The 21,711-nt window shown below is 51.0% G+C and carries 16 protein-coding genes; 2 read left to right on the top strand and 14 right to left on the bottom strand.

The window, feature by feature from the left end; translation table 11 throughout:
* Positions 1-94: 94 nt before the first annotated feature.
* The 12 genes from serA to V5T57_RS13245 form a co-directional block, all read right to left on the bottom strand.
* Entirely contained in the window at positions 95-1,678 is a 1,584-nt protein-coding gene (gene serA, locus V5T57_RS13300; protein WP_332891718.1) for a phosphoglycerate dehydrogenase, read from the bottom strand.
* A gap of 113 nt (positions 1,679-1,791) precedes the next feature.
* Positions 1,792-2,877, bottom strand: coding sequence for a 3-phosphoserine/phosphohydroxythreonine transaminase (gene serC / locus V5T57_RS13295; protein WP_332891717.1), 1,086 nt, complete (start codon positions 2,875-2,877; stop codon positions 1,792-1,794).
* Positions 2,878-2,924: 47 nt separating this feature from the next.
* Positions 2,925-4,139, bottom strand: coding sequence for a YcjF family protein (locus V5T57_RS13290; RefSeq protein ID WP_332891716.1), 1,215 nt, complete (start codon positions 4,137-4,139; stop codon positions 2,925-2,927).
* Entirely contained in the window at positions 4,139-5,533 is a 1,395-nt protein-coding gene (locus tag V5T57_RS13285) for a YcjX family GTP-binding protein (RefSeq protein ID WP_332891715.1), read from the bottom strand. Before V5T57_RS13285 ends, V5T57_RS13290 begins: the two co-directional genes overlap by 1 nt.
* A gap of 563 nt (positions 5,534-6,096) precedes the next feature.
* Positions 6,097-6,699 carry a TIGR04282 family arsenosugar biosynthesis glycosyltransferase gene (locus V5T57_RS13280; protein WP_332891714.1) on the bottom strand — a complete coding sequence of 201 codons (603 nt, stop codon included), beginning with the start codon at positions 6,697-6,699 and terminating at the stop codon, positions 6,097-6,099.
* Positions 6,696-7,823, bottom strand: a complete 1,128-nt coding sequence (locus tag V5T57_RS13275; protein ID WP_332891713.1) for a methyltransferase domain-containing protein — start codon at positions 7,821-7,823, stop codon at positions 6,696-6,698. The genes V5T57_RS13280 and V5T57_RS13275 overlap by 4 nt, the downstream gene beginning before the upstream one ends.
* Positions 7,820-8,785 carry a UDP-3-O-(3-hydroxymyristoyl)glucosamine N-acyltransferase gene (gene lpxD, locus V5T57_RS13270; protein WP_332891712.1) on the bottom strand — a complete coding sequence of 322 codons (966 nt, stop codon included), beginning with the start codon at positions 8,783-8,785 and terminating at the stop codon, positions 7,820-7,822. The genes V5T57_RS13275 and lpxD overlap by 4 nt, the downstream gene beginning before the upstream one ends.
* A 13-nt stretch (positions 8,786-8,798) precedes the next feature.
* Positions 8,799-9,953, bottom strand: coding sequence for a rod shape-determining protein RodA (gene rodA / locus V5T57_RS13265; protein ID WP_332891711.1), 1,155 nt, complete (start codon positions 9,951-9,953; stop codon positions 8,799-8,801).
* The gene (gene mrdA, locus V5T57_RS13260) at positions 9,950-11,779 is read right to left on the bottom strand and encodes a penicillin-binding protein 2 (RefSeq protein WP_332891710.1); all 1,830 of its coding nucleotides are present in this window, start codon (positions 11,777-11,779) and stop codon (positions 9,950-9,952) included. Before mrdA ends, rodA begins: the two co-directional genes overlap by 4 nt.
* Positions 11,766-12,281, bottom strand: coding sequence for a rod shape-determining protein MreD (gene mreD, locus V5T57_RS13255; RefSeq protein ID WP_332891709.1), 516 nt, complete (start codon positions 12,279-12,281; stop codon positions 11,766-11,768). Before mreD ends, mrdA begins: the two co-directional genes overlap by 14 nt.
* Positions 12,278-13,201, bottom strand: coding sequence for a rod shape-determining protein MreC (gene mreC, locus V5T57_RS13250; RefSeq protein WP_332891708.1), 924 nt, complete (start codon positions 13,199-13,201; stop codon positions 12,278-12,280). The genes mreD and mreC overlap by 4 nt, the downstream gene beginning before the upstream one ends.
* Before the next feature lie 17 nt (positions 13,202-13,218).
* Entirely contained in the window at positions 13,219-14,253 is a 1,035-nt protein-coding gene (locus V5T57_RS13245; protein WP_332891707.1) for a rod shape-determining protein, read from the bottom strand.
* Positions 14,254-14,495: 242 nt separating this feature from the next.
* Here V5T57_RS13245 and glnD point away from each other — a divergent pair, with 242 nt between their 5' ends.
* Both glnD and V5T57_RS13235 read left to right on the top strand, forming a co-directional pair.
* Positions 14,496-17,243, top strand: coding sequence for a [protein-PII] uridylyltransferase (glnD, locus tag V5T57_RS13240; RefSeq protein ID WP_332891706.1), 2,748 nt, complete (start codon positions 14,496-14,498; stop codon positions 17,241-17,243).
* A gap of 218 nt (positions 17,244-17,461) precedes the next feature.
* Positions 17,462-18,814, top strand: coding sequence for a class II 3-deoxy-7-phosphoheptulonate synthase (locus V5T57_RS13235; RefSeq protein ID WP_332891705.1), 1,353 nt, complete (start codon positions 17,462-17,464; stop codon positions 18,812-18,814).
* A gap of 145 nt (positions 18,815-18,959) precedes the next feature.
* Here the strand turns inward: V5T57_RS13235 and V5T57_RS13230 are convergent, their stop codons facing one another.
* Together V5T57_RS13230 and V5T57_RS13225 are read right to left on the bottom strand one after the other, a co-directional pair.
* The gene (locus V5T57_RS13230) at positions 18,960-20,330 is read right to left on the bottom strand and encodes a sulfotransferase domain-containing protein (protein ID WP_332891704.1); all 1,371 of its coding nucleotides are present in this window, start codon (positions 20,328-20,330) and stop codon (positions 18,960-18,962) included.
* A gap of 434 nt (positions 20,331-20,764) precedes the next feature.
* The gene (locus tag V5T57_RS13225; RefSeq protein WP_332891703.1) at positions 20,765-21,520 is read right to left on the bottom strand and encodes a class I SAM-dependent methyltransferase; all 756 of its coding nucleotides are present in this window, start codon (positions 21,518-21,520) and stop codon (positions 20,765-20,767) included.
* Positions 21,521-21,711 lie beyond the last annotated feature (191 nt).

Genomic DNA, 21,711 nt, shown 5'->3' with positions numbered 1-21,711 from the left:
CTTTTCTTCCAAGCAAAAGATACGCCACCGCCCAAAAAAAGGGGGGCTAAAGAGCCCCCCTTTGCTTCCAACAGATCCGGATAATTGAACAGGTTTAATAACGGATCAACTTCACCTCTTGCACGTTGGGCGTATCATGTAGGGTTTGGATAAGATCTTGTGAGACATCCGAATCCACATTGATGAAGGCAATGGCGCGCCCCCCCTCTTTTTCACGTCCCAGATGGAAGCTGGATATGTTAACCCCAGCATCCCCTAAGCAGGTACCAACTCGGCCGATCAAACCTGGGGCATCATCATTAGCAATGAAAAGAAGCTGACCATCAGGCTGAGCTTCAATAGGAATTTCATCCATTGAGATCAGGCGGGGCTCACTCCCATTAAACAACGTACCCGTCACACAGCGACTACGGCGCTCCGTGGTGACCACCACCCGGATCAGTGAGGTAAAAGCACCGGTACCACTGGCGCTGGACTCCACAATCTGAATTCCCCGCTGTTCAGCTACTAGGTTGGCATTCACCATGTTCACCACCCCATCCATCATTGGGGTGAGAAAACTCTTTAACAGTGCGGTGGTAATGGGTGCACGCTTGAGCTTAGAGACCTCGCCTTGGTAGATGACCTCCACCTTAAGCACCCCGGTCTCAACAATTTGCCCAAGGGTCGTCCCCAATTTTTCAACCAGGGTGAGATAGGGGCGTAACGTAGGTAGCTCCGCTTCAGATACCGAAGGAATGTTCAGGGCATTTTTAACAACCCCACCCACTAAATAGTCACTGATCTGCTCAGCCACCTGAATGGCCACACGGGTTTGAGCTTCCTTGGTAGAACCCCCTAAATGCGGGGTCGCGACCACATTATCCAGTTCAAACAGTTTATGCTCACGGGCAGGCTCATTGGCATAAACATCCAAACCCGCCGCATAAACTTTGCCTGATTTCAGTCCATCATACAGCGCATCTTCATTATAGATGCCACCACGGGCACAGTTAACGAGAATGACCCCATCTTTCATCTGTGCAATCACATCTGCATTGACCATATTGCGGGTGTGATCATTCAACGGGGTATGAACGGTTAGCAGATCGACCCTGGGCCATAAATCTTCGGGGGTCTCGACAAGCTCCAAGCCTAAAGAGATGGCCCGATCTTTATTAATAAAAGGATCATAGGCCAGTACTTTCATATCCAACCCGGCCAAACGTTGGGCCACCAAACGCCCGACATTACCCAAACCAACGACACCTGCGGTTTTACCGGACAACTCCCGACCCATAAAACGGCTTTTTTCCCACTTGCCCGCCTTGGTAGAAGCTGTAGCGGCCGGAATATGCCGGGCTGCTGCCATGGCTAAAGTCACACCAAGCTCAGCCGTGGTGATAGCATTTCCAAAAGGGGTGTTCATCACGATGATGCCCTTTTGGGATGCCGAAGGAATATCCACATTATCCACACCAATGCCCGCACGCCCCACGACCTTCAGCTTGGTGGCGGCTTGAATAGCTTCTGGCGGTAAGCGGGTGGCAGAACGAATGGCGATACCATCATATTGATCGATACAGGTCAGCAGCTCTTCGGGGCTCATGCCCACCTTAACATCTACCTCCAGACCACGGGCACGAAAGACCTCTTCTGCCATGGGTGACATTTTATCGGCGATCAACACTTTGGCCATCTGCACTTCCCCTAAATCGATTGATTTCCACTCCAAAAAACAACAAAGGGGGAGACCTCTGCAGCGTCTCCCCCCTTAAAAAAAGCTATGCACCTGTACGAACGAGCATGGGCTTAACCGTTACGCTTGGCAAAGTCAGCCATAAAGCCAACCAAAGCCTCAACACCCTCCATGGGCATGGCGTTATAGATAGAAGCACGCATGCCACCCACTGAACGGTGCCCTTTTAGCGTCACCAACCCAGCCTCTTTGGCTTCACTGAGGAAAGTTGCGTTCAGTCCATCATCCGCCAGTGTAAAGGGCACATTCATGCGTGATCGGCTGGCAACATCGGTTGGGCAGTTATAAAAGGCGATATCATCAATCGCACTGTAGAGCATTTCAGCCTTGGCCACATTGTTCTGCTCAACCCCCTTAACCCCACCTTGGGCTTTGACCCATTTAAGTACCAAGCCCAAAATATAAATGGCATAGGTAGGTGGAGTATTAAGCATGGACTCTTTTTCAGCTTGCGCTTTGTAGTCAAGCATCAAAGGCAACCCGCTGTTACGGCCCAGCAGATCATCCCGTACAATCACCAACGTCACCCCAGAAGGGCCTAGATTCTTTTGAGCACCGGCATAGATAATGCCGTACTTAGAGACATCCAGCGAACGAGAGAGAATGTTGGAGGACATATCCCCAATCAGCGGTATATCTCCGACATCTGGGGTCCAGTGGTATTCGGTTCCATAGATGGTATTGTTGTTGGTGATATGCAAATAGGCCGCATCTGAAATATCTTCCCAATCACTTTGTTTGGGAATGAAATTAAAGTTGGTGGCCTCACTGCTGGCAACAACAGCGACATTATCACACTGTTTTTTCGCTTCAGAGATCGCTTTTTTAGACCATGCACCTGTATGAACATACGCAGCTTTTTGGCTGCGGTCTGTTAATAAGTTCATAGGGATGGTCGTAAACTGACCCGTTGCACCACCTTGCTGAAAGAGCACCTTATAGCCCTCAGGCACCCCCATCAGCTCACGGACCAGAGCCTCCGCTTCTTCAATAATGGCCATGTAGGCCGGAGAGCGATGGCTCATTTCCATGACCGACATACCGGTCCCCTGGTAGTCTACCATCTCGGCCTGGGCCTGCTCCAACACCGACAACGGTAAGACGGCGGGGCCAGCACTAAAATTAAAGACTCGAGACATGATTTGCTCCTTTAAACCAGGAAATGTAAAAGATCACCTTACGGGGTTTACGACTTGGATTTCAAGGCACCTTTAACGGCCGAAACCAGCTCTTTGCGCATCCGGCCCATCGTCGGGTTGGTTTTGGCATCAAATGGTATAGGGCGACAGTAACGCATGGTGTGGATCCCCACCCGCGCGGTAAACACGCCACCTAACAAGCCTTGACCAGCACGTGCGGCAAAAACCGATGCTAAAGAGTCACCCATGGCATCACTGGCACCATCCACCATCAACTCAGAGGTACCAGCCCCGACCAACCCTTGGGCAACATAGCTCATCAACGACATGGTGCCCCCAAAGCCTGGACGAAAACCATAACACTGGGCCACTTCACGCATCATTTTGGTATTACGCCAAATAAAGATCGCAGCATCCAAAATAGCAATGGGGCTAATGGCCGTCATTAAGGAAGAGGTAGCGGCATGGCGTACCACAATGCTGCAAGCCTGACTATCCAGTGCTGACATCGCCTCATGTGAGTAGGCGGTAAGCATTTCACCATCAGTCAAACAGGTTGTACTGGTCTCCTGATACCGTACCAAGCCATAACGCATTTCAGGGCGGTTGGCGTAGAGGCGGGAGATTTTATCCAGCAGAGGTTGGGCTTCACCCGAGCTACTACGCTGCATGAGATCCAAGGATTTTTCCCGATAACGGGTTACATCCTTTTGCTTGGCATAGAGCCGCCATTCACGAAAAGCCCACCAGCTAACAGAGGTGACCATCAACCCAGCCAGGATGGAGAAAAACACCCCCAGAACCATAGAGTATTGGTACTGTTCATCAAGGAACAACACCGCATTTTCCACCATCAATGCCGCAAAAAAGAGTAATAAGGCCAAGGCAAAACTGCGCCAGGAGAGTAAGCCCCCACGTGGTGCCCGAACTGCAGCGGCATACTGCATCATCTTTTTGGTGATCTCGACAGGTTTGGTCGCAGCTTCGCGCATGCGTTCTGGCAAGGTATCATCCCAACTCCCCTGCACCACATTTTGCACCACGTTGGAGTGCCAACTGCTCTCTTCCTGCGGGGTTGTCTGAGGTTCAGCAGGTTGCGCTGCGTGGGCAGGCATGGACGCTTCCGTTTTGACCGTATTGGTCTCCGGTGTTGTTTGCGCCATTGAAGGGCTCTGCACAGCAGACGTGTCTTGTTTTAGAGCTTCCGCTTCCTGCTCGGATAACTCCACCATCACGGGTCTTGCCCAGGTATCTGTAGCCATTATGAGAACTTGTCCCCCACAAGGAATTGCAGTGTTTGATCCAACCGCATATGGGGCAAAACGCCCCCTTGTACACCACCAAGGCGTGGCGGTTCAAACGCCATAAACTGGAATCGATCCCCGGGCCAATCATCTGCCGTAGGGATGGAGGTGGGTACGGCACCAGGATAAAGAAGCACGTCCCGTGCCTGATCTTTTAGCCGACCTTGAACAAAGGCCAACTGACATCCCTCATGTTCCCGCATCACCGTACGTGTACAGACAACGGATGAGAGGGCGATGGTTTTAATATCGACACCAAGAAAAGCGGCTTCATTGGCTGGTCTTGCCACCATTTTACCAATCAAACGGGCCAGGTTTTCATGCTGATCTGCAGCGACTTGATCCACTTTGGTCGCCGCAAAAAGCAATTTATCAATGCTGGGGTTTAACATACGCCCCAGAGGACCGGACCTTCCATATTGAAAGGTATCTAAAATGGATAACAGGGCCTGTTGCATATCTGAAAAACGGGAAGGACCCCGACTTAGCGCCTCTAGCAGGTCAACCAGCACGATTTGCCGGTCAAAACGGGCGAAATGTTCCTGCTGAAAGCCCACCACCATATGGACTTTATACGCTTCATAATGGGCTTCCATCGCCTGCCACAAGGCTGTTCCCTGAAATTTCGCAGGCAAAGGGCAAAAGAGCATCCAAGGCGCATCGCGCCATTTACCAGGAACCAGAAAGCCACCGGGCTGTAAAAGACTTAAGCCACCCTCGCGGGATTTACCACGAACAAGAAAATCCCGGTAAGCATGGTGTAACTGTGCCAGGGTGTTGGTATCCGCTGAATGATGCGGGTCAAGTTCCCCAAGCATCTGTAGCCACGCCTTGGCCAATGTCAGACGTGGTTCATCCAGACATAGCCTGTGGATCTGTGCAGACCACTGTTCAAAGCTCTGCTCCAAAAGAGGCAAATCCAAAAGCCACTCGCCAGGGTAGTCCACCAGATCCAGCTGCAAAACAGCATCTTTATTCAGGCGACGTTTGAACATACCTGAGGGCTGATAACGGATGGCCAGACGCACTTCGCTCAAACCATCCGTGGCACGGGGCCATAAAGGCTGGTCGGCGGTTAACTGTTGAATTTGGTCTTCATAGGGAAAACGAGGGGCATCCCCCGGGCCGGTGGGCAGTGTGATAGAACCTTTAAAGCGACCTTGGGTGAGCACATCCAAGTGAGCTGCACCAGCCCCATGAAAGCCGTGTAAGATTTGATGGGTCAACGCATTGATAAAGACCGTCTTGCCGCTCTGGCTTAAGCCGGTAACAGCCAGACGAACGGAGCGGTCCATAGCAGCATTGACCAGCTCATCGAGCTGGGCACGTTTTTGGGTAATCCATCGATTCAAAGCAAGATCCGTCACGTTCAACCATAAAAGATATCAAACTGTGCATGAAGAAAGAACGATCATAGCCTAATTGGCACGCAGAAACAGTAGAAACCCGCACCATTTTGGAATTGAATACCCCCCACTAAATTTGGTGATCGAGCCATGCCGAAACAGTGATATTTCTACCTATCGACTTTCCATATTTGACCGAATAGTGGCACTTTTAAAAGGTAAACAGAATCGTTGGCTTGTCGATCAAATGTAGGCGAAAGTACACTTAGATTAAGAGATCTATCGGAGCATGGCATACACCATAAAGGCCATCGACTTAACAGCGCCCCATATTAGACCTAGATCAAGTACAGGCTGACGCGACTACTGAAACACCATTTTTTTGCGTGGTAAGCGTGCAGGAAAAAACCAAAGAGAGGAAAAGCGGATCCCCATTTAGCTCAGAATAAGATCTGTGAAGGAGAAGCTACCTACACTAAAGCCGGAGAGATCTCATGGAATGGGGATAGGAGACACAGAGATGGCATACCAGTAATAAGACACCTCTATTACTCAACCAAAACCGGTACTCAGTTAGGCTGAAAGTTCTGTAAAAAACGGCTCCAATCTTCGGGGGTATCCACATCCCACTGCGGTTCACTTTCCCACAGCGTCAGCCCCTGCTTAACAATAGCCTGTCGGGTTTGCTGAGCCACAGCCTCCCCACCCCAGGTAATCTGCTGAAACAGGCTGGGCACACACTGTTTAACCCCCAGCAGAATATAGCCCCCATCCTCAGCAGGGGCCATCACAACATCATGGGTAAGCAATGCTTGGGCGGCCTGTAGCAACAATGCCGGTGTAACAGAAGCGGCATCCGCCCCTAACAACACGACACCATCAGCTTGTTGCAAGCCGCTATCCACCGCATGCATCAGACGCTCACCCAAATCCCCCTGGGGCTGAAGAGATCGTTGAGCCGTAGGGAATAGTTGTTCAAACAGGGGATGTTCAGCGGAAGGGGTTGCCCATAAGGTCAATGAGCCGGGCCAAGCATGAAGCTGTTTGGCCACATGTTTCAATAACGTACAGTGGGCATGCAATGCGGTCTGATCACCCAGTGTAGCCGCCAGCCTGGTTTTAACCTTACCAAGCTGGGGTACACGGGCCATCAGTGCCAAATTTAATCTCAACAGCAGCCCCCACCAGGGGTGCAGCTTCCACCACTGCTGCTGGAGCCACCTCGAATCATCTCAACAGGACGGATGGTACCGGGACCTTGGGTAAAGGGTGTTGGCAACATACTCCGTGCCGGTGCCATGCGAATAAAATGTTCGACATAAGGCTCACGCCCCAGCAGCTCATAGGTCTGCTTATTGACCGCAATACGTTGCCCACAGGGGTAGATATTTTCCCACTCATCGGTGACATGGGTAAAGGGGCCTTTATAAATAACAGCATGGCCTTGATCGGATGGATCAACCACGGGCGGCTTATGAGCTACGATGGTGACAGAGCGGAACTCAATGCCCCCCTCTACCCGCCACGGTTTTTCATCCCACTTATCGTAAGCAACCCCCACAAAGCCAGCCGCACGGAAAGCATCCCCAAACCCTGCCTCTTCAAAAGCACCAGAAATACAACCAGACCAGAGTTCAGGATCATTTTTCATTGCATCAGGAATGGGTGCATCACTGACAATATCGGAGATTGCTGCTCGGCCTCCAGGCTTAAGAACTCTAAAAATTTCTGACATTAACTGCTGCTTATGGGCATCATCCACCAAGTTCAGCACGCAGTTGGAAACCACCAGATCCACAGAGTTGGATGGAATCATTGGGCTTTCTGAGCGCTGAGCCTGCTTCCAAGCCTCAAAGGCTTGCATCTGCTCCACGCTCTGCACGGGGTGTTCAGCTAAATAGGCCGAGACCGCATCCAAACTCAACGCCAAATCCTGAATTTGCCCCTTATGGAACGCAACCCGATCCTCACCCAACTTCTCGGCCATCTCAGACTGAAACTGGCGGGCTAAAGCCAGCATATCATCGGTCATATCCACACCGATCACACGCCCGCCCTCTCCCACCAATTGAGCTGCCATGTAGCAGATTTTACCGCCACCAGAGCCTAAATCCAAAACGGTATCACCCGCTTTGACATAGCGGGAGGGATCCCCACATCCATAATCCCGATCAACAATCTCTTTAGGCAACAGTTTCAAAAGATCTTGATCATAGTCCACCGGGCAGCACAGCTCTGGCTCAACGGCCTGGGCACCTGCGGCATAGCGGTTTTGCACATGGCTGGTCATGTTCATGGGGTATTCTCCATCTTTTTCATAAATGCCTTCACCTGCTTCATAAAGGCAGGAAGTTTCTTTAAAGTACTAATCTGCAGCATATTTTCCCTGTGCGGCTGCCCCCACCAACCGGTCCAGGTTTCACCCTCAGGCACTTTACCGGAGGCCAGCCCTGTACTGGCACCAATGCGCGCCCCCGAGCCCACCTCAACATGGGGCGCCAAGCCCGCTTGACCAGCAAGAATGGCATAATCACCAATGATACACGATCCCGCAATACCCACCTGAGAAACAATAATGCAGCTCTTGCCAATTTGAACATTATGTCCAATTTGAACCTGGTTATCGATACGGGTTCCGGCACCGATACGTGTTTCACCAAAGCGGGCACGGTCAATGGTGGTATTGGCACCAATTTCCACCCCTTCTTCAATGACGACATTACCAAAGTGTGGAATACGCTGGTGCTGACCCTGGACAAATTCATAGCCAAAGCCATCGGAGCCCACAACGGTACCACTATGGATGATGGTACCTGCCCCAACTTCACAGCGTTGATGGATCACCACCCCCGGATGCAAAACCACATCATCATCTAGGATCACATCATCTTCCACCACAACATGGGGGCCAATACTAACCCGTTGCCCCACCGTGGCTTTAGAGCTGACAACCGCACTTGGGTGAATGCCATGGTGGTTTGCACCAAACCCAGACATACCCAGCAAAAGACCAGCTCGCCCCGCATCCAGTGCCGGTGCTGAACTCACTAAATGTGGTCGCTTGACCTGCCCTGTCTCTGCAACTTTTTGACTGATGATCAAAGCGGAGGCTGAGCCCATTTTTTCAAGATAGCCCGGTTCTAACACAAACGAGAGCGCACCTGATGATGCGGACTCCACCGGAGAAACGGTTGTAATCTCAACATCTTCGCCATGCAAAGTCAGCTGCAACTGACTGGCCAATTGCGATAATTTCATTATTCACTCCCGGCTACACAGTCCGGCTCATGGATTTTGAATGGATACTCACATGGGCCAACAGCCCCATGGCCACCATTGTTGTTAATAGTGAGCTACCGCCGTAGCTTACCAGAGGAAGGGGTATCCCCACCACAGGCAGAATGCCGACAACCATGCCAATGTTAATGACAACTTGCAGTCCTAACATGGTTAACAGGCCAACAGCTAATAGCATTCCAAAGCGGTTTCGCGCTGTCATACAGATAAACAAACCACGTGCAACGACAATGGCATAAAGCCCAAGCAGAACAATGGCACCAACAAAGCCCCACTCTTCAGCAAGCACTGAAAAAATAAAATCGGTATGCCGTTCAGGTAGAAAATTCAACAGGTTCTGACTGCCAGAAAGATACCCTTTTCCCAACACACCACCAGATCCCACTGCAATTTTAGACTGAATAATGTGATAACCAGCCCCCAATGGATCACTCTCTGGGGAGAGGAGCGTCTCAACCCGGCGCCGCTGATAGTCATGCAAACTATTCCATACCAAGGGCATGGCGGCACCAAGCATAACAAAACCACCAAGAAGAATTTTCCATGACAATCCAGCCACAAACACGACGGTAATCCCAATGGCCGCTACCGCAATGGCCGTACCCAGATCTGGCTGCTTTAAGATTAAAACCATGGGCAGGCCGATCAAAAAAGCGGGGCCGATCAGATCTTTTAAGCCAATACCTTTGGCCACATTTCGATCATGAAACCAACGCGCCAGAGCAATCGCCAGAGCCACCTTCATCAGCTCTGAAGGCTGCAAGCGCATAATCCCCAGATCAATCCACCGCCGAGCCCCCATACCGATATGGCCCATGGCAAATACCGCCACCAATAGTAATAACACCAAGAGGTAGATTAAATAGGCGTTGTGCCGAAAAACTTTTTCTCCCGCCAAGGCCAACATAAAAAACAGCATCAGCATGGCGACAATCCGTACCCCCTGCTTGATGAGAATATTACTGTCCCCACCCGTAGCTGAATACAGAACCCCTAACCCAATACCTAAAATGGCAAGAACCGCCAAAAACAGGCCCCAGGGAAAGCGATAAACCCGCTCTTCCATGGTTAAACGTTGCGATGAAGGCGTTAAAATACCTTTTCGTTTTTGTCGTTTATCGCTGTTCATACCGCTCGGCGTTCCCAACGCAGTTGTCGACGGGTAAAGTGTGCATCAATAATCGCCTGAGCAACCGGTGCGGCAGTACTACCCCCATGTCCACCATGTTCAACAATCACCGCAATAGCCAACTCTGGGTCTGTTGAGGGGGCATAACTGACAAACAGCGCATGGTCCTTAAACCGTTCTTGCTCTTCAGGAATCGGCTTGCCTCCCTCGGTTTTACGTCGATGCCGTACCACCTGTGAGGTACCCGTTTTGCCGGCAGCTCTGACCGTTTCTGGTTTGGCATTGCGGGCCGTGCCTGAGCGACCGTAGTAGACATACTCCATCGATTTTTGCACCAACTGAAGATGTTCAGGATCCAGCCGGGCATGATTGAGCACTCGGGGCTCGTAACCACCACGAGGGCGCACCAAAGAAGGCTGGTAAAGTGTCCCCCCGTTGGCGATGGTTGCTGTCATATTGACCAACTGTAGTGGTGTGGCGGAGAGATACCCCTGACCAATGGCGGTAATCAATGTCTCACCGGGAAACCATATTTTCCGATGACGCATGCGTTTCCAGTTACGGGATGGGTTAAGCCCTCGGCTCTCACCGCCCAGCTCAATCCCCGTTGTCTGACCAAAACCAAAACGACCCGCCATCGCATGAATCTGGTCAATACCCAATTTATCGGCAATACGATAAAAATAGACATCACAGGATTGAGACATGGCCTTGTTCAGGTCTACCCAGCCATGCCCCCCCCGGTGCCAACAGTGGAACCGATGACCTTTGTACGACCAATACCCTGGACAATGGAGCTTTTGGGTCGGGGTGATAACCCCTTCCCCTAAAGCTGAAAGGGCCACAACCATCTTGAAGGTTGAGCCAGGCGGATATTGACCTTGCAGAACTTTGTTGGAGAGAGGACGCTTGGGATCATTAATCAGGGTATTCCAGGCGTTACTGGTAAAACCTTGAATGAATTGATTGGGATTATAGGACGGAGAACTAACCAAGGCCAAGATCTCACCACTGCGGGGATCCATCACCACCACCGCACCGGCACGATTCCCCAAGGCCTTTTCGGCATCCTGCTGCAAGGCCATATCAATGGTAAGGACCAGATCTTCACCAGTCTTTGGCTGGCTGGCCCGCAGCTGCCGCACCTGACGCCCAACGGCATTAACCTCAATTTCGGAGATGCCTTCATCCCCCCGCAATTTTTTTTCGAAGGCACGTTCCATGCCCGTTTTACCCACCAGATCACCTGATCGGAAAGCTACCCGGCTAAATCGTTCTCGATCCCGCCCGACAACCTCCCCCAAGTACCCAAGCAAGTGGGCTGCACTATTACCATGGGGGTAGTTCCGCCGACTTTGCGCCTGTATCATCATACCTGGGAAGGCGTGCTGCCTAGCCTCAAGCCGGCTCACCTCTTCCCATTTTAGATTGTCTTTAACCTGAACAGGGAGAAAAGAGCGCTGACGCTTAACCTGTTTAAGTAACCCTTCCACCTCATCATCGGTCAGATCCACCAACTTACGCAGACGGGCCACCAGTGGCATAAGGGGCCCTGCCCGCTCGGGAACAATTAACAGACGGTAGTCTGGAACATTGTCCACCATCACCTGACCAAAGCGGTCTAAAATACGCCCCCTGGGGGCCGGGATAGGGTTCCAGCTAATCCGGTTATCTTCTGCCAGATCTTTATAATCGCCCCCTTTCAGCACCTGTAGCTGAAAGAGCCGCCCAGCAAGCAGTAAAAACAGCCCACCTTGCAGCCCACCCAGCAGCAATACCCGTTTACGGGCATCGATTCGGAAGCGTTCGTACTCATCTTCCAGCACGGGGGGTTTCTCCCAACCAGATACGGTGAATATGGATCAGCAGGGCCACGATTAAAGGGGCGATCAAAGCTGTGGCTGCAATACGGCCAAACAGAAGCGGCCAGCGCACGCCCCACCCTTGCAACAAGGTAGACAAGCCAAGCTGAATGAACTGATCCAGCATGGACAATAGCGCCAAAATGGGCAATAGAAAGATGGCATCCGTCGCCCGCAACCGACGACCAAACCGACGAATCAACAGGGTAATGAGTGTTTTACTCAGTGCATTCATACCCAGCGGTCCCCCACTGAGCACATCAACCGTCAAACCTGCACTAAAGGCAGAACCTGGCCCACAGCGGTCCGGGCGGTAGAGTCGCCAGTAAAACAGGGCAACCAACAACAGATCTGGGCGCCAAACCGACCATGCCTCATAGGGCAGCGCAACCTCCTGCACCGCCACCGCCAGCAACAGACTTAAAAAGGGCAACCAAGGTGCCAGTAAGGTACCCGCTAAGGTCATGGCGATGGTGATGCTTCAGGCATCAGACCCAGGGGCCGCAAATCGGTGGAATCGGTTATCGTAGCCTCATCCCGCTCCCGTAGTGGTACGGTTTCTACCACAGGAAGCATTAAACGCAGCTCTTCTAAGCGATCCAAATCAACCAAAGAACGGGCTTTTGCCTGGATAAACAGACCATCGACATTAAGATTTAATGCGGTCACACGGGCAACGCCAATACCCCTGGGAAACACCCCCCCCGTACCAGAGGTAATGAGTAGATCACCCACATGAATATCCCCCCCTTTGACCACAAAACGAAGATCCAGGGTTTGATCATTACGCCCCGCCACCACCGCCCGTAAACGGGAGCGCTGGACCTGGACCGGCACACGGGAGTTGATATCCTGAAGGGTCAACACAGTACTGCGCCGGGTCCCAACGGCCACCACACGACCCACCACACCCGCAGGACTTACAGCAGGGGTATCCGGTCGTACTTTTTCCTCAGCACCGGCGTTGACCAGCAGAACACGGGAAAAGGCAGAAGAGCTATCCCCGACCACACGGGCCACGGTATAGGTATAAGAAGGCTCAACCGGCATACGCAAAATCTGCCGCAGACGCCTGTTCTCCTTAAGGGTCTCATCCAGCTGCAAACGCATGGGCCCCAGGTTAGAGACCTGCCGCTTCAGGCGTCTGTTCTCCTCATCAAGCCGCCCTAGCTCCTGCAACCGTTGATTCGCTGCACGGGTAGCCTCGACAGGGGAGAGCAACAAACGTTGCACCCCCCCCATCAGGTTAGCAACACTCCCCTTAAAGGTCTGCATACCTGGCGAGTCTGCCCGGAGTACAAATAATAGAAAAACGGCCAGCAACAGAAAGGTTGCGGCCGTTAATCTTTGTCGGTGCAGACGTATGAAGCTCCACAAGGGCAGCATTTCATCCTACCAAGTTTTTACTGGTCAGTAAGGATGTCAGACATGGCATCCAGTTCATCCAACGCTTTACCGGATCCCATCACCACACAGGAGAGTGGATCTTCGGCCACAATGACAGGTAAACCCGTCTCTTCTGAGAGCAGACGATCGAGCCCACGCAGCAAGCCACCGCCACCGGTGAGGACAATACCCCGATCCACGATATCCGCCGCCAACTCAGGCGGGCAACGTTCCAGGGCAGTACGCACCCCTTCGGTTATGGCATTGATGGGCTCTTGCAGGGCTTCAAGAATTTCAGGATCAGAGATGATCTGATGCTTAGGCACACCATTAATCAAGTCACGCCCCTTAACCTCTACCTCAATACGTTCTTCCTGAGGATAGGCCGAGCCAACCTGAATTTTAATCATTTCCGCCGTGCTCTCGCCGATCAGCAGGGAGTATTTACGCCGGACGTGGGCCATAATGGCCTCATCCATTTTATCCCCACCCACACGAATGGAACGAGAAAAAACGATGCCAGCCAGGGATATAATGGCAACTTCACTGGTTCCGCCACCAATATCTACCACCATGGATCCTGAGGCATCGGTAACCGGCAACCCGGCCCCAATGGCCGCAGCCATGGGTTCTTCAATCAAGAACACCTCTCGGGCACCCGCTGTCTCAGCAGATTCCCGAATGGCTTTACGCTCCACAGGTGTCGCACCGTTGGGCACGCAGACAATAATGCGTGGAGAATGAAAAAAGCGGCGCTTATGAACCCGGCGAATAAAATGCTTCAGCATCGCCTCCGTCACCGTAAAGTCAGCGATCACCCCATCGCGCATGGGACGGGTGGCCACAATATTACCGGGGGTACGGCCCAACATACGTTTGGCTTCATTACCCACCGCCAAGACTTTACGACCATTCCGTGGGCTTTCATGGATAGCCACCACCGAAGGTTCAGAAAGTACGATGCCTTTTCCTCGCACATAGACCAAAGTGTTGGCTGTGCCAAGGTCAATGGCCATATCGGTGGAGAAAAGCCCCAAAAGTTTACTCAACATTACCGTGGAACCTCAGGTACAAGGGTCTACTCTATAGATAGGGTTTGTACGTCACTGAAACCATAGTGGCGTAACCCTGCCAATATCCAGCCTTTCCGACACCAAAAGTGTATGCAATAAACGGTGCATCCTTGGCGACGGAGGCATTTGGACTTAAGCTATAGGAATGTACACGTTACCTACCAGCGCTTCAAGCACCCATTACAGGGCAGCAGCGCATTACCTTCATTAATGGCTTTATCATGCATCGAGATGCCAAACGCCCTCTGGTCAATATTGCTGAATTGGACGCCGCCATTGCAGATTCTCTGCGACGACATGGTGCCAATATCCTAGAAACAAAAGGACGGCAAGAGCTTGTTCAACTCTTTAAGAATGCCCTGCAAATGGGCCGGGAGGCCCTACGTCTCGAACATGAAAGTGGGGCCTCGGGACGGCGCATTGTTAAAGGACACACCTTTGTGGTGGATCTACTGCTCAACCGCCTGCACGCGCTCATTCATGGGATCTCTGATCAATTGAGTGAACATGAAGCCTCGACGTTTCAGGAGAGTCCAGAAGAGCGGTATGCCATGGTCGCCACGGGGGGTTATGGCCGGGGGGAACTGGCCCCCTACTCCGATATTGACCTTTTATTTATTATTCCGGATGGTGCCAAAGCTGACATTACCGGCAAAATTGAGAAGGTTCTCTACTTCCTTTGGGATCTGGGTTTGGATGTTGGCCAAGCAGTTCGCACCTTAGATGAATGCATGGCGCAGGCTAATGAAGAGATCGAAAACCGCACCAGCATGCTGGAATCCCGCTTTTTAGCCGGGAACCGCAAACTTTTTAAGACTTTTCGAGATCAGTTTCAGGACCGTGTACTTTCTGATCCTGCCGGTTTTCTTAAAGAAAAACTGGAAGAGCAGACCAAACGCCATGAACGCTTTGGCAACTCCTTGTTCTATTTAGAACCTAATATTAAAGAGAACCCAGGCGGTTTAAGAGACATCCACACCCTCTTCTGGGCCGCCAAATATCGCTATAAGGTTCAGCGTGTTAAAGATCTCATTCCTCAACAGTTAATTACCGAGGAGGAGTACAACACCTTCACCCGAGCTCGGGAGTTTCTTTGGCGTATTCGTAACGCTCTGCACTACACAGCAGACCGACGGGATGACCGTTTGACTTTTGGTCACCAGGTCACCATTGCTCAAGATTTTAGCTATAAAGATCGTGAAGGCATGTTGGGCGTTGAGCAGTTCATGCGCCGCTACTACCAAACGGCCAAGCAGATTCATAATCTCTGCCAAGTCTTTCTTCACCAATATGCGGAAGAACATAAAGATACTGAACTTCAATCAGTACCGCTGGAAGACTGCTTTGTGCTGGATGGGGACATGCTCACGGTGAGCTGCCCCAACGCCTTTGAGGAAGATCCATCCCGGCTGATGACACTGTTTGAAACGGCGCAGCGGTATGATAAGAGCATCCATCCCAACGCGCTTCGTCAGATCACCGGCAACTTAGCCTTGGCAGACCGTAACTTTAGGCACAACGAGAAGGTGATCGAATCCTTCCGTAAAATCTTAACCGCCAATAGAGGGGTAGCCTGGGCGCTACGCCGGATGAACAACTGCGGTTTGCTGGGCCGTTTTATTCCAGAATTTGGGCGGATTATTGGCCAAACACAACACGATCTCTTTCATGTGTATACCGTGGATGAACACTCCATTTTGGCTGTGGAAGCCCTGCGTGCCATCCGTGCAGGCAAGCTCACCAACGAACTTCCACTGGCGACTGAGCTGATCAATCGAGTGCGCAACCCATTGGTTTTACTGGTGGCTGTGCTCTTTCATGATATTGCTAAAGGGCGTGGCGGTAACCATGAGATCAAAGGGGCCATTATTGCCCGCGAAGTGTGCCCACGCCTAGGCTTGGACCGTCAAGAGACCGAACAGGTGGCATGGCTGGTTCGTAACCATCTCATCTTCTCCCATACCGCCTTCCGGCGTGATGTCAACGACCCTGAAACCGTCTTCCAATTTGCCCGCCAGATGGGTGGGTTGGAAAATATGGATATGCTGTTACTGTTAACGGTTTCGGATATTCGTGCCGTCGGCCCCAATGTTTGGAATGAGTGGAAAGCCTCTCTGTTGCGTCGCCTATATGGTGTGACGTCACAAGTGATTGTTCGCGGTCTGTTTAAACCGGAAGATATGGCCGAACTGGCCCAAGAACAGCGTGAAGCAACCAGTGACATGTTGTGCGAAGATTACACAGAAGATGAGGTCCAAGCCTACTTGGATCGTTTTTATGATGACTATTTTGTGGGCTTTGAACCCGGTGCAGTTGCCGATCATTTCCGCAGTTTACATGGCAAACTTAATGATCCGCTGGCGGTCTGCTTCCGAACCAACCCAGCTTCAGATACAACAGACATGCTCATTTACTGCCAGGATCACCCTGGTCTGATTGAACGTATTTCTGGTGCTCTCGCGGTGGAATCTATTGGTATTCTCTCGGCCAACGGCAACACCACCAAAGATGGTATGGCCCTGGATATCTTTGTGATTCAGGACTGGCAAGGGCAGCCAGTGACAGACCCTGAGAAGCAAGAAAAGGTTAAAGTGACCTTAGCTAAAATACTCAGTGGCAGCATGGCCGCAAGTCTGGAACCAACCCACAAGCTTAAAATCCGTAAAGATGATCATTTTGAAGTCCCCACCTCGGTAAGCTGGGATCATCACGCTTCGGAGATCTACACCATTATGGAGATCACCACCCGTAACCGTTTTGGTCTGCTGCATGCCGTGACCCGTACCCTCGCTGAAGAGGGTGCCCAAATCAACACCTGTAAGATTGCAACCTATGGTGAAAAAGCCATTGATGTCTTTTATCTTAAAGATCTGTTTGGTCTAAGACTTAACCATAACCGTTGCCAGCGCATTGAAAAAGCACTGCACAAAACCTTGGAAGCCTTAGAGCCGGAACAGGCCGACAACTAAGCCACAATAGATCTGATGAATATCTTCCTTGGTTACGATGCGAACCATGGCAAGGCGACATTTCTGGGTAAAGCCCCCTTATTCCTAGGGGGTTTCAGTGGTTAGGGTTGCATTTTCCCTGGCATGCATGGCAAACTCCGCCACAACCTTTAGAACGTTGAGCTGCATTCATAAGAAGAATCCGGCTTTTATGTGACCCATTACTTGAGGATTACACCGTGTCTAACCCCTGGCAACCCGACTCCTGGCGCAAACTTACCGCTCTGCAACAACCCGAGTGGCCCGATCAGGCATCGCTTAAGCAGGCGTGTGACAACCTCGGCAGCTATCCGCCGCTGGTTTTTGCTGGTGAAGTACGCGCCCTCTCCGACCACTTGGCTCGTGTGGCCAATGGTCAAGCTTTTTTGCTGCAAGGTGGTGATTGTGCTGAGTCCTTTGGGGAGTTCAATGCGAACGCCATTCGTGACAAGCTGAAAATCTTACTGCAGATGGCGGTTATCCTCACCTATGGCGGTGGTCGCCCCGTGGTTAAAGTAGGACGGATTGCCGGTCAGTTTGCCAAGCCACGTTCTAGCCCGACGGAGACCAAAGGGGAGCAGACCTTACCCAGTTTCCGTGGTGAGATGGTCAACGACCCTTATTTTTCTGAAGCCTCTCGCAACCCTGATCCAAACCGCCTGGAGCGTGTTTATTTTCAGTCAGCCAGCACCCTTAACCTGCTGCGCGCCTTTACCAGTGGGGGGTATGCAGACCTGCATAGCCTGAATAATTGGACCCGTAGTTTTGTGGCTAACAGCCCCCAGGGACAACGCTATGCTGAGATAGCAGATAAGCTTAGTGATGCCCTGAAGTTTATGGACACCATTGGTATTTCCTCGAGCAACACCTCTGTGCTGCATGAGGTCGAGTACTTTACCAGCCATGAAGCCCTGATCCTGGACTATGAACAGGCGCTGACCCGTGAAGATTCACTGACCAACGAGCACTATTGTTGCTCAGCACATATGCTCTGGATTGGTGAGCGCACCCGTCAACTAGACGGTGCCCATGTAGAGTTTCTTCGTGGCGTTAAAAACCCCATCGGGGTTAAATTGGGGCCCACAGCGACAGCAGAAGATGCCTTAAGACTCTGTGATGCACTCAACCCAGATAACACACCAGGCCGGTTAACCTTCATTACCCGCTTTGGACACAATAAAGTGGAAGAGGGGCTACCTAAGCTCATTCAGGGCGTGCAACGTGAGGGGCGTTCCATTATTTGGAGCTGCGACCCCATGCATGGCAATACCTTTACAGCCAGCACCGGACACAAGACCCGTAATGTTGATCATGTCATGTCAGAGATCCGCTCTTTCTTTAATGTGCATAAAGCGGAAGGCACCTGCCCCGGCGGTGTACATTTTGAACTGACCGGCGATAAGGTAACGGAGTGTGTTGGTGGATCTCACGACCTAACAGAGGACCAGCTGCCTGAACGGTATGAAACCACTTGCGATCCACGTTTGAATGCCACCCAAAGTCTGGACATTGCTTTCTTGATTGCTGAGACACTACAAGATCTAAAAAAGTAGTCACTCCTCTCTTGTAAGTACCTAATAAAAAGGGCGGCCCTATCCCATGGGCCGCCCTTTTTATTATTGAGAGTAGATGGGTTGGAATATCTGATCACGCACCCTATTTATCTCTGCTCAGAGTAACCCATCGCAGGTTGACCCTTTACCAGTTAAAATCCTTCTCATAACCCCAACCGATTAACGCATGCCCACACATCTGTTTGGTTATCTGCTTTAAACTGTCATCAAAATGATTTTTCCAATCGCCCGGTGCCCCTTTTCTCTTAAAACCATGAACCTGCCCCGTTGCTTCCATGGTTTTAGAGCGCCCTTCAAATGTGGTTTGTTTAACTATTTGTAGGACAGCATCAGGCAGCATGGGTACCTGTAAAAAATCTGCCAGCTGCTCAACCGCTTGCGCTTTATTCATCACCAGATCTTCATAACGACTAAAAAAAAGAGGCAGCCCACTCTCCTGCCACTGACGAACCCATGAAATCAGTTTTTTATACTGTGACCCATGGTTCAGATCATCCAACTGCAGGCCCAGCATTAAGGTGGTAAGCGCTGATTTTTTATCTAAATTTTTTAGATAATTGGTCATGCATCGATTCTCTCTACCCAATATCTTGCTGTAGTAGTAATAAAATGAGACCAGCTGATCTCGGGGATCACGAAGCTGCACAATGACACGGTAGTTATTCTCTCGTAGGTATTGCACAAAATCAGGCGTTGCCTCCCAGTGCCCCACCAAGAATTGATCTTCTCCCATGTTATGCTGCATATGCCTACTCAACTGGTTCTGAGTTGCACTGGGCCAGTCGTGGGTTTGGCCTGTCATGGCCTGTAAAATGTCAGACATTAAATAGGTCCCACACTTTTGGAAAGAACAGAGTATAAACTTTTCTGGTTTTTCTGACGGTAAGGCCTGCGAAACCACATTCATGGTCCGCGGTAAGGTGTGCCGACAAGATGAAGGGTCCAACGCCATGGCTTGATGCAGAAATGGCGCCGCTTCTTTATAGTAACCGTAACGGCTGTACGCACGACCCACGGTATAGTGCAAACTGGCGTTATCAGGATCCAGCGCCAACTCGGCCATTAAGTAGGAGATCGCTTGATCTAGGGAATCCATATCCAGACAGATCTGACCCAGTTTAAGATTAATACCTTTGGTCTCCGGGGCCAGCATGAGCACCTGACCTAAATGGTGTATCCCTTGAGCGGTACTCTCTTTTGATGCAACAAGCAGCATACCCAAACGAACCAAGGTTGGAACATGGTCAGGTTTTTGGGATAAGACCCGCTCCATCATATCTTTAGCCTGATCGTGATCCCCAGCTTCCTGTAAGATACGAGAGAACATGCACAGCACGTCAACATGGTCAGGATTGGTTTTTAAAATATGACGATATCCTTCAGCGGCCTGCTGGATCCTACCTGCTTTATGTGCCGACAAGGCATCCCTAAAGAGCGCTAACTGCTCAATTTCTGACAATCCCTCATCATCCGCCGCCAATGGTGTTATACACATAGAAATTTCCCGATGATTAATGGCCTGGAAAACATACCCACACCGTATCGAAAGCAAACTTTAAACCAGCCCGAAATCGCGTAATATTTTTCCCACGACCAAGGGCTGATCGGTGCAGTCCATACCAACACCAAGCCTGTGCGATCTACCCCCCCTCTCTTGACCAACCCAAGAGATGCGCCAACCGACCATTGAGCAGTCCGTTGGCGCATGCGATGGAATTGGGGCTTTGGTACGATGAAGAAGATGAACCCCGACTCTTTGCAGCCCAAAATAGCGTAATATTTTTCCCACGACCAAGGACTGATCGGTGCAGTCCATACCAACACCAAGCCTGTGCGATCTAACCCCCCTCTCTTGACCACCCCAAGAGATGCGCCAACCGACCATTGAGCAGTCCGTTGGCGCACACCATGGTTACTCAGACGATGTGATTAGGGCTTTTGTACGATGAAGAAGATGTACCCGTACTCTTTATGGTGCTGTTCAAAAAGCGCTTGCTCACGATAGCTTTCCGCAATGACTTCCGCCAGTACTGCGTTTGAATCTGCTTGTTCAGAGAGCTGATCTAACCTTTTCTTCAGTGGATCATAATAGCTCGTCCACCATGTCTGAGAAGGCAGCTTCTCGGCGGAACAAAATCGGTACCCCAACGCTTCTGCCCGAGTAATACTCTCACCAACCGAACACATATCGGGATAGTTTTCCTGCCAAAACGCTGTGGCAGGAGCCGATGGCTCCGTGGTCAACCAGCAGCAATCGGAGTAGACCACAAACCCGCCTGGCTTTAATAACTCAAACCAGTTTTGTAGAGCCTGTTCCACACCAACGCTATAAGCTGCACCTTCAGACCAGATCAGATCACAACTGTTTGCTGCTAAACCTGATGCCAACATATCACCAACCTGTGGTGTGATATGGTTTTGGAGTGCATGCTCAGCCAGCCAGACCTGTAGCTCTTGGATAAAAGGAGGGGCAAAATCGATGGCGGTAACATGACCCTTGAGCATACCCGCCAACATACGGGCTGCATGGCCATTACCACACCCCATATCTGCCATTTCAGGATGCGTCGGCAAAAGGGGCATAAGATGCTGGATCATACGACGAACCAACTCATCACTACCGGGCCCTTTGCGGGGTAGGTCTTGATGGATGGAAATAAGTGCTTCAATAATGGGATCGAACATGGTTCGAACTCTCCACAGATGTGCAAGCCCAGGTGATTTGGGCAATGGGATATTGCATCACTGATATTCTATCAGTAATGGGCACATTGTGTGACTCTGTTCAGCGCATGCTACAGCTAAAACAGAATCAGATGAGAACCGACTCTAAAAACATCAAAACTCCATTGGTAGATAACCTGCTACACTATACT

This window comes from Magnetococcus sp. PR-3 (assembly GCF_036689865.1).
Taxonomy (GTDB): Bacteria; Pseudomonadota; Magnetococcia; order Magnetococcales; family Magnetococcaceae; genus Magnetococcus.
The sequence above is the reverse complement of the archived record's forward strand: the minus strand, read 5'-3'. Positions and strand labels throughout refer to the sequence as shown.

What these genes read in the sequence shown, in the direction of transcription:
- serA (WP_332891718.1), bottom strand. Translation starts at nt 1,678, where the DNA reads ATGGCCAAAGTGTTGATCGCCGATAAAATGTCACCCATGGCAGAAGAG.
- serC (WP_332891717.1), bottom strand. Translation starts at nt 2,877, where the DNA reads ATGTCTCGAGTCTTTAATTTTAGTGCTGGCCCCGCCGTCTTACCGTTG.
- V5T57_RS13290 (WP_332891716.1), bottom strand. Translation starts at nt 4,139, where the DNA reads ATGGCTACAGATACCTGGGCAAGACCCGTGATGGTGGAGTTATCCGAG.
- V5T57_RS13275 (WP_332891713.1), bottom strand. Translation starts at nt 7,823, where the DNA reads ATGAACATGACCAGCCATGTGCAAAACCGCTATGCCGCAGGTGCCCAG.
- lpxD (WP_332891712.1), bottom strand. Translation starts at nt 8,785, where the DNA reads ATGAAATTATCGCAATTGGCCAGTCAGTTGCAGCTGACTTTGCATGGC.
- rodA (WP_332891711.1), bottom strand. Translation starts at nt 9,953, where the DNA reads ATGAACAGCGATAAACGACAAAAACGAAAAGGTATTTTAACGCCTTCA.
- mreD (WP_332891709.1), bottom strand. Translation starts at nt 12,281, where the DNA reads ATGACCTTAGCGGGTACCTTACTGGCACCTTGGTTGCCCTTTTTAAGT.
- mreC (WP_332891708.1), bottom strand. Translation starts at nt 13,201, where the DNA reads ATGCTGCCCTTGTGGAGCTTCATACGTCTGCACCGACAAAGATTAACG.
- V5T57_RS13245 (WP_332891707.1), bottom strand. Translation starts at nt 14,253, where the DNA reads ATGTTGAGTAAACTTTTGGGGCTTTTCTCCACCGATATGGCCATTGAC.
- glnD (WP_332891706.1), top strand. Translation starts at nt 14,496, where the DNA reads ATGCATCGAGATGCCAAACGCCCTCTGGTCAATATTGCTGAATTGGAC.
- V5T57_RS13230 (WP_332891704.1), bottom strand. Translation starts at nt 20,330, where the DNA reads ATGTGTATAACACCATTGGCGGCGGATGATGAGGGATTGTCAGAAATT.
- V5T57_RS13225 (WP_332891703.1), bottom strand. Translation starts at nt 21,520, where the DNA reads ATGTTCGATCCCATTATTGAAGCACTTATTTCCATCCATCAAGACCTA.